This window comes from Burkholderia sp. MSh2 (assembly GCF_000731655.1).
Lineage (GTDB): Bacteria > Pseudomonadota > Gammaproteobacteria > Burkholderiales > Burkholderiaceae > Burkholderia > Burkholderia paludis.
Map to the genome: position 1 here is coordinate 17,824 of NZ_JPGM01000071.1, position 13,352 is coordinate 31,175.

A 13,352-nucleotide genomic window follows, 5' to 3' on the forward strand; every position below is an offset into this window, starting at 1 on the left:
GCTGCGATGGTCATCGCCGCGGCCGGCGTCAACATATCTAGCGCAGCTGCGCTTGCTGCTCATCGTTGATGCGCCGCGGCATAGGCACGGTGCGTGCCCGCCTGCCCTTGCCCATCACGGGCAGGCTCCACCGATCGTCCGGAGCGTCATCAAGCACGCCGCGCGAGGGTGCGCCGACGGCGACCGCAGCGCCCTCGACCCGCTGCAGCCCGGTCGCGTAGACGAATAGCAGCACGATCGCATCGCACGCGGTCGTTGCGTCGTGCGCCGCCAGTTCGCCCGAAACGTCAAAGGCGGACACGCGCCGTAAGACATTCTGCATAACGAACTGGCACTGCGCGAGCGTACGCATGCGGCCGGTTGTGCCGAGCGCGACGGCGGGCGCCGTCGGCAGGCCGGCGAACGGATTCATACGCAGATACTGCTGGCTGACCAGTCACCAGCCCATCGCGTTGAGGGACGTCATGAACACGGCCCGTCACAAGTCGATCTTGTTGTCCCGACGGCGTCAAAGCTTCTCTAGCTCCACCGGAACGAAAAGTACGATCGCGAAGTACCCCGTCTTTGAAGTGAGCGAACCGTCGGTCCACCCTTTCGGCACGTGAATCAACGCAAAGGCGCTGTTGTAGATGCCATCGACAGGAACGTCCACCTTCGTTTTGGTGAACGACTCGAGATCCGCTTTCGTGAACGGTCTCAGATCACCTTTCGTCGGCACCCAAGTTCCGGAGTGGAACTCCGACAACGTGTACTTGCCATCCTTGACATCGACTTTCACAAACGGCTCCACCTTACCGTGGTCCTCAACACCGTACGTTCCAACGATACTGTCGGTGCTGTCGGTGCCGTCTGTTCTGTTATGGCATGCGGCCGCGCATAGGCTCAGGATCGCTGCGCAAAAGAGCTTCTTCATTGTCGATTTATTCGATGTTATTGGAATCTGCCTGCCGATGGAGACCTACTGCGGCCAATTGGCTTCGCGTCCTCCCCGCACACCATGAAAAACGGCAAGCATACCGGGTGCCCGTCACCGGTGGTCGCCTCGCGCATGACTGGTCGTTGTACACCGCGCGTCGCACCTGCTACCTCACCTGCATTCGCACCTATCCCCGGATTCAACTCAATGTCGCGTCAACCTCTCGATAGCCTCAAAGATCGTGCGACCGTCCAGCGAAAGCTCGAAAGATTGGATTGCCTCGGCGTCCAGTTCGAGCGTCACAGTTAAGGTCGCCGAGTCGCGTCGATACGACGTAACAAGCCGCGCATGCAGCGTTTCGATTTTGTTTGCCCTATTACTTACTTTCATCGCAACGACCCCCGCCAAGGCTTCGGCGCGATCACATAATTGCTCGAACTCGTCTTCCGACCTCGCAGCAATCGCCAATTCGACAAGCTGTCCCATCGTTTTGCTTTTCCTCTATCCGAACTGGCCCTCGAATCTGATATCGGGCTCTGTGTAGCGGTTCAACGGCCGATGATACGTTCCCGTTCATCCAAAAGAAAACGCCACCCAAAGGTGGCGCTTTCCAATTCCCGATTGCTTACTCTTTTCCGCCTTCGACCGGATGCCGAATGCGCAGCTTCGCGCGGTAGCGCGCTTGAAGCGGACGCGGCGGCAACGACCCTTTCGCCACAGCGGCTTCCGTGTGCTCAAGCACCACGGCGAGCCCGAACTTCTGCAGCTCGACCACCTTCGGGCGCAACTTGCTCGATGCGTTCATAGCCATAGAATCCTCCCTCGTCGCTGGCGGGGCGCGTCACGCACCGGAATGCGACCCCATATTTGCCGCGCTCGAACTGGCGCGACATCCTATTATAGAGCGAGTCGAGTTTACCGGTCTGCGGCATATAGAAGTACTGGCTGACGGCCGGGAACCCGACGGCGTGCCCTTCTACCGCGAACGCCAGCGCTTCGATGAACTGCCAGATCATCGCGGCATCGGGCAACGGCCATTTTGCTGGGTCGAACATCGTGTCCGGGTCGGCGTCCGCACGCACGAATTTCACCAGACGCGAACCTTCCAGAGGAACGAAGCCGTTGTTCCAGGCGGCAGCTGTCTGGCGAACGTAATCCGCGTCGCTTCCGGCGTACGCCATTACATCGGCGAAAAACACCACAAAGCGCGTACCACCGAAGTCGATTCCGACCGCTTCAATCGATGGATCGATCGACAACGGCTCGGTCACCTCTACCTCGTCTGCCGCCGCCGGCGTCGGAAAGAGGTGCGTGAGCAATTCCGGCGTGATGTAGTTGATCATGTTAGGCGTCCGTTTTGACGTCCTGTCGCGCTGCCGTGTGCCCCGCGGCGAACAATCCGCGCGCGGAGCACTTCGGGCGTGCAAGGCGATTATTTGCGGCCGAGCGCGATGTTGACGTTCCGGATCAGCATCGCGCGCAGCTCGCCGATCGGCACTTCGTTTTCGGCTTCACTCACGCCGTTCGACTGCATATTCGCCAGCCATTGGCTGTCCATGAACCGGCCTTTGTGCACGCCGATCTCGGGATTCAGGTCGAACAGGAAACCCGTATCCGGACGGAAGAAACGCTGCTGGTGCTGCGGCAAGTCGAACACGAGGGTCGAACCGCCGAGCGCCGCTCGGGCGGTCGACCCGAGCGACAAATGCACGCGCCACACGCGATCGGAATAGCCATCGGGCCGGAAGATCGAGCACCGCACCCACGGGTCGATGACAGGGACGATGGCGCGCGCGAGCGCAGCCTTAACCGAGCCGATAGCACGCGCATCGTCTGCCCCGTCGTACGGCAGATCGATGTACGCCGCGCCCGCCCACTTGCCCTCGACGAGCTTCGCAGTCAGCAACTCGGCGTTGCGTTTGGCACTAATCGGATATTCACCCGCAAATTTGTGATCATGGTTCGACGCGACACGGATCCCGATACCGCCCGCGGCCCCGCCGAAGGCGTCGGGCAGTGCGAAGATAGGCGTCTCGGCGCGCGCGTCCGCCGACAGACCGTCGACACGAACGCGAATTCCATAGGCCAAGTCGAGGTAGCGGTCGTGCCGTTGACGCACTTCCGAGTAGCGGTCGATCTCGATTTGCAGCGTGATGTCGTCGATTGCGAGCGCGCACGCTTCCGCGCCGAAGCGATCACCCGACAGCGCGGTGTAACGCTCAACAAAGCGGAGGAGGCTGAAATCCTCCCGACCGAAAGTCTTGCCGGCGTCGATCGCGGCAACGAGCGACGCATCCTTCGACACCCCGAATGCAAAAGCACACGCTTCCTGCAGGTACGAAAGCTTCGCAGACAATACCGGCGCAATCGCCTTCTGGATGCTGCGGGGAATAGCCAAGCGCTCTTCTCGAGAGCGCACAGTAAGTGCGATCATGATATGACCCTTCCAATAAGAGGTTCTGCATCTCGATGCTTGCTGTCGATTACACGCGCAGAACCGTCCCAAGAAGGTTCACAGTGTGTGGACCACCTGATTCGCGACGAAGTCGCGACCCGAATGAGCGACAGCTGCTCCGGTCGGGGGCCGCGGGCGAAAAACCCGCTACCAATCTAAGGGATTCGACCGTCGAATGCAAGTGGCCGCAGTGAGTCACCCAACGACGCTCCAGATGTGCCGATGTGATATCGGAGCAACCCGCCTGAGGGCGGTGTCGGACACGTAACGGCCGAACGCGTGACGGCCACCGGCCCGCTCGACGTCGCGCCGGCCACGCGAAGAGAACGGACATTCAGGCGAATTTTCCGATTTATTGATACGCCCCCATTTATTTATAACCGTGATAACTCGTATTATCAGGGTTACATCTTTCCCCTTTCCTCTCCGGAGGTGGAGTCGCTCTGATTACGGCGCAAACAGAAAACGTACGTTTTCCGTATCCGTGCCAAGCAATACCGACAGACGATCACCCCATCGCCGCCATGCATCGCGCATCTGCGTGTCATAGTCAAACTGTAGATAGATCCGATCGAGCGGATCATTGCGCGCGTGGTTCAAGCATCGATGCACAGTGCTTTCTGAAATACCCAACGACTGCATCATCGTTGCACATGTCCGACGTAAGTCATGACATTTCCATTGACCACCCGCGACAATGAGTGCATCGGTTGCCCTCGTGCGGCCTTCGGTCGGCGCATCCTTCGGGCGTTGCCGATCACGAATCGCCCCGCAGGTCGTATGGATGCTAACGTGCGGCAGTTTGCCCTTTTCCGACGGGAACACATATTCGCGGCGTGCGTCACCTTCCGGCACGCCGGCACGCACCACTTGCTGAGCTGCAAACTGTGCGAGGACAAAATCTGACAGGTGAATCGTGATCGCCGCATTCGACTTCGTATGTTCCTTTGGAATGGTCCACGTCCGTGCCTTGAAGTCAAGATCGGTCCATCGCGTCAGGACTGTTTCGCCGACGCGTGTTCCGCAAGCGAGCATCACCCATACCGCTGACGCAATGGAGCGTGGAAGCCGAGCGGCTGGAATCTGCTCACCGAGCGCGCAGATTTCGTCATCCGTAAGTGTCCGATTACGCTCGTTGTCACGCACCGGGTCGTAATCACCTGAGACGACATCCTCTTTCGCAAGCGCGAGCACATCGCAATCGATCAACAAGCGCTTCCACGGCTGATTACGCCCGCCCCACCGAATCATTTGTTGGATGGTTACCAACATCTCGACCGCTTGCCGGTTGCACCCCACATCGGAAATCGCGGTAAGCAACGGCAGAACGTTCGACGCAAACACGCCTGCGATCCTGCGCGCACGAATGGTCGGCAGCACATGCTTCTCCATCGCACCTCGAAGCGACTTACCGCCATCCTTTCGGCCTTTCTTTCCGCGTTTCTTGTTGATCGTCGCGAACCACGCATCGAATAAGTCGCCGAACGTGAGGTCCGCCGTCACCGCTTGTTCAACGTTGGCCTGGCGTTCACGCTTCTTCGCTTCGAGATAGTCCACACCGTCGCGCGCCCGTGAACGAATCGTCTCAGCCGCTGCACGCGCATCCTCTAGCGATAACTGCGCATCGGTTGTCGAGCGCGCCCACGCCTTACCGAGCGGCTTATCGCGTTGCTTGCCATTGATACTGACGCGAACAAACCAAGTTTTCCCGCCGGCCGGCCCCACGCGCAGGAACAGTCCACGCCCATCCGACAGGAAATACCGCTTTCCGGTCGCCTTCGCAGCTTCGATTTGCCTGACCGTCAATGCACCCATGATCGCCCTCCATCGATATCGTGACCCGATCGGCCCGCGCATCCTACGCAGAGCCTACCCCACGCCACGAACACTAAAAAGACACTAAAAAGTTGCGGCTCGTGCGGGATTTCCGCGGAAGTGGGCGGACCACCACTTTCCCGAAAACCCTTGTCAGACGGGGCTCTGACGGGTTTCTGCGGAACTGACCGGAACACCCGGAAAGTAATCACAATTCATTTAACTTTCCGTGAGGACTTCGACACCGGCCACTGCCTACGATAAGCGCATGTTTTCAGGACCTGCCGCCAGGAGCCCATCATGCCTACCCGCAGACATCTGCTGTTCGCCGGCGCCACCGGCCTCGCCGCGCTTGCGGCGCTGTCGTCCGCCGGCCGCCGCGCGCTGGTCGGCCGCGCGTTCGCCGCGCCGCCGGCCGCCCCGCAGACGGCCGCCCCGTTCGAAATCACCCTCAGCGACGCCGAATGGCATCGCCGGCTCACGCCCGCCCAGTACGGGATCCTGCGCGAAGCCGGCACCGAGCGGCCGTACAGCAGCCCGCTGAACGACGAACACCGGCACGGCACCTTCGCGTGCGCCGGCTGCAGCCTCGCCCTGTTCTCGTCGGCCACCAAGTTCGACAGCCACACGGGCTGGCCGAGCTTCTGGAAGCCGCTCGACCACGCGGTCGGCACCGACACCGACGCGTCGTTCGGAATGATCCGCACCGAAGTGCACTGCCGCCGCTGCGGCGGCCATCTCGGCCACGTGTTCGACGACGGCCCGCAGCCGACCGGCCTGCGCTACTGCATGAACGGCCTCGCGCTCGCCTTCCACCCGACCGCCGCCTGATCCGGCCCCACTCCCGACCGACTGGAGAACGCATCATGCTGCTCATCGTCCTTGCCTACCTCGGCGGCGTACTCACGATCCTCAGCCCGTGCATCCTGCCCGTGCTGCCGTTCGTGTTCGCGCGCGCCGACCAGCCCTTCGTGCGCACCGGCCTGCCGCTGCTCGCCGGCATGGCGCTCACGTTCGCCGCCGTCGCAACGCTCGCCGCCGTCGGCGGCGGCTGGGTCGCACAGGCCAACCAGGCCGGCCGCTGGGCCGCCATCGTGCTGCTCGCGGTGTTCGGCCTGACACTGCTGATGCCCCGCCTCGCTGAGCACCTGACGCGTCCGCTGGTCGCCGCCGGCAACCGCCTCACCGGTTTCGCGCAACGCGACGGGCGCCCGGCCGGCCCCGCGTCGTCGCTGCTGCTCGGCGTCGCGACCGGCCTGCTGTGGGCGCCGTGCGCGGGCCCGATCCTCGGACTCGTGCTGACCGGCGCCGCGCTGCGCGGTGCAAGCGTCGGCACGACGCTGCTGCTGGCGGCCTATGCGGCCGGCGCGGCGACGTCGCTCGGCGTCGCACTCGTGATCGGCGGCAAGGTGTTCGCCGCGATGAAGCGCTCGCTCGGCGCCGGCGAATGGATCAAGCGCGGCATCGGCGCGGCGCTGCTGGCCGGCGTCGGCGCGATCGCGCTCGGCCTCGATACGGGCGTGCTCGCCCAACTGTCGACCGTCACCACGGGCGGGCTCGAAACGAAGCTCGTCGAGCGGCTCGGCGGGCGCGCGAACAGCGCGCCGACGGCGATGGCCGCAACCGGCAGCGCGGCCGGCAACCCGGGCGACGGCGCCATGATGTCCGCGACCGCCGGCGCCGCGCACGCCGACGGCGGCGTCATGACCGGCAACGTCATGACCGGCGGCGCGATGATCCGCGCCGCGGATACGGCGGCCCCGACGCATGCGTCGGACGCGCTGCCCGTCGAAGGCACGCTGCCGTCCCTCGACGGCGCGGTGCAGTGGCTGAATTCGCCGCCGCTGACGGCGGCCGGCCTGCGCGGCAAGGTCGTGCTGATCGACTTCTGGACCTACTCGTGCATCAACTGCCTGCGCACGCTGCCGTACACGACCGCGTGGGCGCGCAAGTACGCGCCCTACGGGCTCGTCGTGATCGGCGTGCACGCCCCCGAGTTCGCGTTCGAGCGCGACATCGGCAACGTGAAGAAGGCCGTGCACGACCTCGGCATCGACTTCCCGGTCGCGATCGACAACCGCTTCGCGATCTGGCGTGCGTTCGGCAACGAGTACTGGCCGGCGCACTACTTCGTCGATGCGCAGGGGCGCGTGCGCCGCCACCACTTCGGCGAAGGCGAATACGCGGAATCAGAGCGCGCGATCCAGTCGCTGCTCGCTGAGGCCGGCCATCCGGAAGCGCTGAACGTGCCGATCGGGCTCGCCGGCGCACCCGCGAAGGGAGCGCTCGCGGCAGCCGACAGCGCCGACGTCCGCTCGCCCGAGACCTACGTCGGCTATGCCCGCGCGGAGGATTTCACGTCGCCCGGCGGCGTGGTGCGCGACGCAACGTCCCGCTATGCCGAGCCGGCCAGCCCGGGGCTGAACGACTGGGGCCTCGCCGGCACCTGGCGGGTCGGCGCCGAACGCGCGACGCTCGCGGCGCCGGCCGGCCGCATCGTCTACCGCTTCCACGCACGCGATCTGCACCTGGTGCTCGGCCCGGGCGAAAACGGCCGGCCCGTGCGCTTTCGCGTGACGCTCGACGGGGCTGCGCCCGGTGCCGCGCACGGCAGCGACATCGACGCGCAGGGCTACGGCACCGTCACCGGACAACGCCTGTACCAGCTCGTCCGGCAGCCCGGCGCGATCGCCGACCGCACGTTCGCGATCGAGTTTCTCGATCCCGGCGTCGATGCGTACGCATTCACGTTCGGTTGAACGCACGCGCCGCCGCGGCCCGACCGCCGTCCTCCCCCAATCGTTTCAGAAGGAGCCCACGATGAATCCGACACCCACCCGCGATCGCGCGCCGCGACGGCGCGCCGCACTGCTGCGCCGCATCGGCGCCGTCGCCCTCGCGGCCGCCGCCGCGTTCGGCTACCAGCATGTCGTCCAGTCCGCCGAGCCGATGCGCACCGTACCCGCGCCGACGCTCGACGAAACGCCCGGCACGTCGCACGACGAGACGGCCGTGTTCGCCGGCGGCTGCTTCTGGGGCGTGCAGGGCGTGTTCGAGCACGTGAAGGGCGTGAAGCAGGTCACGGCCGGCTATGCCGGCGGCGCGTCCGAAACCGCGCACTATGCGCTCGTCGGCTCGGGGCTGACAGGGCATGCGGAATCGGTTCGCATCGTCTACGACCCGACGCAGATCACGTACGGCCGGCTGCTGCAGGTGTTCTTCTCGGTGGCGCACGATCCGACCGAGCTCAACCAGCAAGGCCCCGACGAAGGGTCGCAGTACCGGTCCGCGATCTTCCCGACCACCGCGCGGCAACGCGCGGTCGCCGCCGCGTACATCGCGCAGCTCGGCGCCGCGCATGTGTTTCCGGCGCCCGTCGTCACGCGCGTCGAGGACTACAAGGGGTTCTACGCGGCCGAAGGCTATCACCAGAACTACCTCGAACTGCATCCCGATGCCCCGTACATCGCCTACAACGACATGCCGAAGATCGCCGGGCTGAAGCAGTACTTCCCCGCGCTGTACCGTACCGACGCAGTGCTGTGGCGCGAAGCGCGCTCGTGACCGGCAAGCGGTCGCGCGACGGGCCCCCGCCCGCCGCACGGCCGGCATGCACGGCCTTCGGCCGGATTTGCGCTGCATCAACGAAACCCCGGCCGCCGTGCCGGGGCAAACCCGCATCGCGCCTGCCGCGACGGGTAACTTCGCGTAGACTTCTCCAGATCCCCGCCGCATCGTGCGGCGCCCGGAATCCCAGTCCAGCCCGGAGGCGTCACGCATGCGCGCCATGCCCTTCCCAGACGGCGGTACCCTCGGAGAACCCGCCTCCGGCGCAGTCGCGCGCGACCTGCGCCGGGTGCCCATTCATCCCGATCACTGGTACCCGCTCGCCTGGTCGCGCGAACTGAAGCGCGGCAAGACGCTCGGCGTGCGCTTCGCCGGCGATCCGATCGTGCTCGTGCGCACCGAGTCCGGCGCCGTATACGCGCTCGAGGATCGTTGCGCGCACCGCCAGGTGCCGCTGCATGCGGGCGTCGTGAGCGGCGAGACGCTGCGCTGCTGCTATCACGGCTGGACCTATGCGTGCGACAGCGGCCGTTGCGTCGACGTGCCCTACCTCGGCCGCGAGCGCTTGCCCAACGGCGTGCGCGCGTATCCGTGCCGCGAAGCGCACGGGCTGATCTTCGTGTTCCCGGGCGATGCGGCGCTCGCCGACACGCGCCCGTTCCCCGCGCTCGAATCGGCGGACGACCGCGCGTTCAAGACGCGCCGCTTCGGCCGCGAGGTCAAGTGCCACTACTCGTTCATGCACGAGAACCTGATGGACATGAACCATCAGTTCCTGCATCGCAAGCAGATGGGACAGATGCGTGCGCGTTCGGTGGGCCGGCGCCGCGGCGACGACTGGGTCGAGGTCGACTACACGTTCGCGCGGATGGAAGGCAAGCAGCCGGTCGGCGAGGCGCTGGTCTTCGGCGCGAGCAAGAAGCCGGGCGAGCAGTCGGACAAGAGCGTGATGACGGTGCGCACCGGCTATCCGTACCAGACGCTGCAGATCCGGTCGAGCGAAGGCACGCTCGTGATGGACCTGTGGATCGTCTACGTGCCGCTCGACGCCGAGCAACGCACCAACCGCACCTTCGGACTCCTGTCGATCCACCGTCCCGGCATACCGTTCGCGCTCGATCTCGCATGGCCGCTGCTCGTGTGGTTCACCGAGCGCATCTTCCGCGAGGATCGCTGGATCGTCGAACGCGAGCAGGAAGCGCACGACCGGCAGGGCGCCGACTGGAACCACGAGGTGTTTCCGGTCATCAACGAGTTGCGCGACCTGCTGCGCCAGTGCGGCGCGCGCACGGTGATACCGATCCACGCGGCGCGCGACGACACGTGATGCACGCGGCCCGCCGCATGCGACAAGGCTGCCGCTAGAGCCGGAACGCGCCGGGCAGCAACGCGTGCGCCGTCGTCACCTCGAGCGCGCCTGCCAGGTTGCCCAGGATCACTTCCAGGTCGGGCGTGCCGATCTCGATGATTACCTGACGGCACGCGCCGCACGGCGCGATCGGCCCGTCCGTGTCGCCGACGACGGCAAGCCGCGCAAAATCCCCCGGACGATAGCCGGCCGCGATGGCCGAGAACATCGCCGTGCGTTCCGCGCAATTGCACAGGCCGTACGACGCATTCTCGACGTTGCAGCCGTGAAAAACCGTCCCGTCGTGCGCCAGCAGCGCCGCGCCGACCCTGAACCGCGAATACGGCGCATACGCGCGTTCGCGCGCCGCCTTGGCCTGTTCGATCAATGCGTTGCGTTCCATCATGCGTGGGCCTCCATGAGTGTGTCCGGGTGCATCGACGCGGCGCGTCCCGGCGGAGTCGCGACGCGCGTCATGAGAAAGTGAATGAAATGGCGGCCGGTCAGCCGATCCGTCGAAGAACGGTCGGCGGCGCGTTGCCCGCATCGCCCAGCCCGTAGCTGCGCTGGATCGCCTCCACCGCCTGCGCCGCGGCGGCGCTGGCGCGCGCATGCACGTAGCCGAGCGGCTCGCCCGCGGCGACGCGCTGCCCGATCTCCGCGAGCCCGGACAGGCCGACACTGTAATCGATCGGATCTTCCGCACGCGTGCGGCCGCCGCCGAGCGCGACCACCGCCAGCCCGAGCGCGCGGCAATCGACCCGCTGCACCACGCCGCTCGCGGGCGACGGAACGGGCGCGACCACCGCGGCCCGCGCCAGATGACGCTCGGGCGCATCGATCAGGTCCGCCGGGCCGCCGAGCGCGGCGACCATGCGCGCAAAGCGTTCCGCCGCCGCGCCCGAGTCGAGCGCCCGCCGCAGCATCGCGCCCGCCTGTTCGACGTCGCGCGCCAGCCCGCCGGTCACGAGCAGTTCCGCCGCCAGCGCCATCGTGACGTCATGCAGGCGCGCCGGCCGAGACTTGCCCGTCAGGTAGTCGATCGCGCACGCCACTTCGAGCGCATTGCCCGCGCAGGGTGCGAGCGACTGGCTCATGTCGGTGAGGAGCGCGGTCGTCTTCATGCCCGCGCCGTTGCCGACGTCGACGATGCTGCGGGCCAGTTCCGCCGATTGCCCGGCGGTCGGCATGAACGCGCCGGAGCCGACCTTGACGTCCATCACGAGCCCGTCGAGTCCGGCCGCGAGCTTCTTCGACAGGATCGACGCGGTGATCATCGCGACCGACTCGACGGTCGCCGTCACGTCGCGAATCGCGTAAATGCGCTTGTCGGCCGGCGCGAGCCGCGCGGTCTGCCCGATGATCGCGACGCCGACGTCGCGCACCGTGCGGCGAAACGCGTCCGTATCGGGCGTCACGTCGTAGCCGGGAATCGCGCCCAGCTTGTCGAGCGTGCCGCCGGTATGGCCAAGCCCGCGCCCCGAGATCATCGGCACGTAGCCGCCGCACGCCGCCACCATCGGCCCGAGCATCAGCGATACGACGTCGCCGACGCCGCCGGTCGAGTGCTTGTCGATCACCGGTCCGCCGAGATCGAGCGCGCGCCAGTCGAGCACGTCGCCCGAGTCGCGCTGCGCGAGGGTCAGCGCGACGCGTTCGTCGACGCTCAGGTCGTTGAAATACACGGCCATCGCGAACGCGGCCACCTGCCCTTCGGTCACGCTGCCGTCCGTCACGCCGCGCACGAACGCGGCAATCCCGTCGCGGTCGAGCGGCTGCCGGTTACGCTTCCGGCGGATGAATTCCTGCGGTAGAAACATCGTTGCCGCTCCTCGATCGGTCGGTGGGCGCCGCGCGCTCAATGCAGCGAGAAGAACAGGCCCGCGATCGCGGCGCTCATCAGGTTCGACAGCGTCGCGGCCGTCAGCGCCCGGAAGCCGTGCCGCGCGACTTCCGAACGGCGCTCGGGCGCGACCGCGCTGAACCCGCCCGCGAGAATCGCGATCGACGAGAAATTCGCGAAGCCGCACAGCGCGAACGACACGATCGCGAGCGTCTTCGGGTCGAGCACCTGCAGGCCGGCCGCGGCGGCGTGCGCGCCGCCCTTCAGGTAAGGCGACAGGTCGCCGTACGCGACGAACTCGTTGAAGATCAGCTTCTCGCCGATGAAGTTGCCGGCGAGCGCCGCGTCGTGCCACGGCACGCCGATGATCCATGCGAGCGGCGCGAACAGGTGCCCGATGATGTCCACCAGCGTGACCTGCGGAAAGCCCGCGAACGCGGCCACGCCGCCGACGATCAGGTTCATCAGCGCGATGAGCCCCACGAATGCGATCAGCATCGCGCCGACGTTGATCGCGATGCGCAGGCCGACCGACGCGCCGGACGCCGCCGCCTCGATCACGTTGGCGGCCCGCTTGTCGTCAAAATCGAGACCGTCGACCACGATGCGGCTCGGCTCGACGGTCGGAAACAGCAGCTTGCCGAACAGCAGCCCGCCCGGCACCGCCATGAACGACGCGGCGAGCAGGTATTCCATCTTCACGCCGAGGCCGGCATAGCCGACCAGCACGGAGCCCGCGACCGACGCCATGCCGCTCGCCATCACCGTGAAGATCTCGGCGCTCGTCATGTTCCGCACGAACGGCTTCACGAGCGCGGGCATCTCGCTCTGCCCGAGAAAGATCGTCGCGACCGCCGAGCATGCCTCGATGCGGCTCACGCCGAGCAGCTTCGCGAGCCCCGCGCCGAGAATCGCGACGATCCACTTCATCACGCCGACGTAGTACAGCACCGCGATCAGCGCGGTCACGAAAATGATCATCGGCAGCACGCGCAGGCCGAACACGAAGCCGCCGTCGCCGAACAGCTGGAACATGCGGCTGTCGACCAGCCCGCCGAACACGAACGCGATGCCGTGATTGCCCATGTCGAGCACGCGGTTGACGCCGTTCGCGGCCGCCGCCAGCGCCGCGCGGCCCGGCGGCACGAACAGCACCAGCGCACCGACCGCGAGTTGCGTGCACAGCGCGGCGATCAGGGTCCGGCCGCTCACTGCGCGCCGGTTGTTCGACAGCAGATAGGCAACCAATATCAAGGACACCATACCAATGAGACTGCGCAGGATATCCACCGTGTGCTCCTTTCTCACTATTTGAACGTGTCCGGAGCGTGGCCCGAAGCCCGCGGACGTCTCCCGTGCGACAGGGTGGGTGGATGTTACCCGCTCGATACGTCCCCCCGCAACGCCG

Annotated in this window: 13 protein-coding genes; 4 read left to right on the top strand and 9 right to left on the bottom strand. The window is 66.0% G+C overall.

Going from position 1 to position 13,352, the window contains the following annotated elements:
- Window positions 1-37 precede the first annotated feature (37 nt).
- The 6 genes from GQ57_RS32095 to GQ57_RS32120 form a co-directional block, all read right to left on the bottom strand.
- Window positions 38-412: a hypothetical protein gene (locus tag GQ57_RS32095; protein WP_034199974.1), complete on the bottom strand. Its 375-nt coding sequence runs from the start codon at window positions 410-412 to the stop codon at window positions 38-40.
- Window positions 413-508: 96 nt separating this feature from the next.
- Window positions 509-913 carry a hypothetical protein gene (locus GQ57_RS32100; RefSeq protein WP_034199975.1) on the bottom strand — a complete coding sequence of 135 codons (405 nt, stop codon included), beginning with the start codon at window positions 911-913 and terminating at the stop codon, window positions 509-511.
- A 207-nt stretch (window positions 914-1,120) separates the two neighbouring features.
- Window positions 1,121-1,402 carry a hypothetical protein gene (locus tag GQ57_RS32105; protein ID WP_034199976.1) on the bottom strand — a complete coding sequence of 94 codons (282 nt, stop codon included), beginning with the start codon at window positions 1,400-1,402 and terminating at the stop codon, window positions 1,121-1,123.
- Between the two features lie 248 nt (window positions 1,403-1,650).
- A complete protein-coding gene (locus tag GQ57_RS32110; protein ID WP_052001549.1) occupies window positions 1,651-2,259 on the bottom strand; it encodes a hypothetical protein in 609 nt (202 codons plus the stop codon).
- Between the two features lie 89 nt (window positions 2,260-2,348).
- Complete coding sequence (locus GQ57_RS32115) at window positions 2,349-3,350, bottom strand: hypothetical protein (RefSeq protein WP_152603407.1); 1,002 nt, start codon at window positions 3,348-3,350, stop codon at window positions 2,349-2,351.
- 468 nt (window positions 3,351-3,818) lie between these two features.
- A complete protein-coding gene (locus GQ57_RS32120; protein WP_034199978.1) occupies window positions 3,819-5,186 on the bottom strand; it encodes a tyrosine-type recombinase/integrase in 1,368 nt (455 codons plus the stop codon).
- Between the two features lie 300 nt (window positions 5,187-5,486).
- Between GQ57_RS32120 and msrB the strand changes: the two genes are divergently transcribed.
- The 4 genes from msrB to GQ57_RS32140 all read left to right on the top strand — a co-directional run bounded on the left by msrB (window position 5,487) and on the right by GQ57_RS32140 (window position 10,080).
- Window positions 5,487-6,017, top strand: coding sequence for a peptide-methionine (R)-S-oxide reductase MsrB (gene msrB / locus GQ57_RS32125; RefSeq protein WP_031403041.1), 531 nt, complete (start codon window positions 5,487-5,489; stop codon window positions 6,015-6,017).
- Window positions 6,018-6,052: 35 nt separating this feature from the next.
- Complete coding sequence (locus tag GQ57_RS32130) at window positions 6,053-7,945, top strand: cytochrome c biogenesis protein DipZ (RefSeq protein WP_034199979.1); 1,893 nt, start codon at window positions 6,053-6,055, stop codon at window positions 7,943-7,945.
- Between the two features lie 61 nt (window positions 7,946-8,006).
- The gene (msrA, locus tag GQ57_RS32135) at window positions 8,007-8,750 is read left to right on the top strand and encodes a peptide-methionine (S)-S-oxide reductase MsrA (protein WP_034199980.1); all 744 of its coding nucleotides are present in this window, start codon (window positions 8,007-8,009) and stop codon (window positions 8,748-8,750) included.
- A gap of 214 nt (window positions 8,751-8,964) precedes the next feature.
- Entirely contained in the window at window positions 8,965-10,080 is a 1,116-nt protein-coding gene (locus tag GQ57_RS32140; RefSeq protein WP_031403038.1) for an aromatic ring-hydroxylating oxygenase subunit alpha, read from the top strand.
- Between the two features lie 34 nt (window positions 10,081-10,114).
- Here GQ57_RS32140 and GQ57_RS32145 read toward each other — a convergent pair whose 3' ends face one another.
- From GQ57_RS32145 to GQ57_RS32155, 3 genes are all read right to left on the bottom strand, one after another.
- Entirely contained in the window at window positions 10,115-10,504 is a 390-nt protein-coding gene (locus tag GQ57_RS32145; protein ID WP_031403037.1) for a cytidine deaminase, read from the bottom strand.
- A gap of 100 nt (window positions 10,505-10,604) precedes the next feature.
- On the bottom strand, window positions 10,605-11,921 hold the full coding sequence (deoA, locus tag GQ57_RS32150) for a thymidine phosphorylase (RefSeq protein WP_034199981.1): 1,317 nt from the start codon (window positions 11,919-11,921) through the stop codon (window positions 10,605-10,607).
- A 38-nt stretch (window positions 11,922-11,959) separates the two neighbouring features.
- Entirely contained in the window at window positions 11,960-13,234 is a 1,275-nt protein-coding gene (locus tag GQ57_RS32155) for a NupC/NupG family nucleoside CNT transporter (RefSeq protein WP_034199982.1), read from the bottom strand.
- Window positions 13,235-13,352 lie beyond the last annotated feature (118 nt).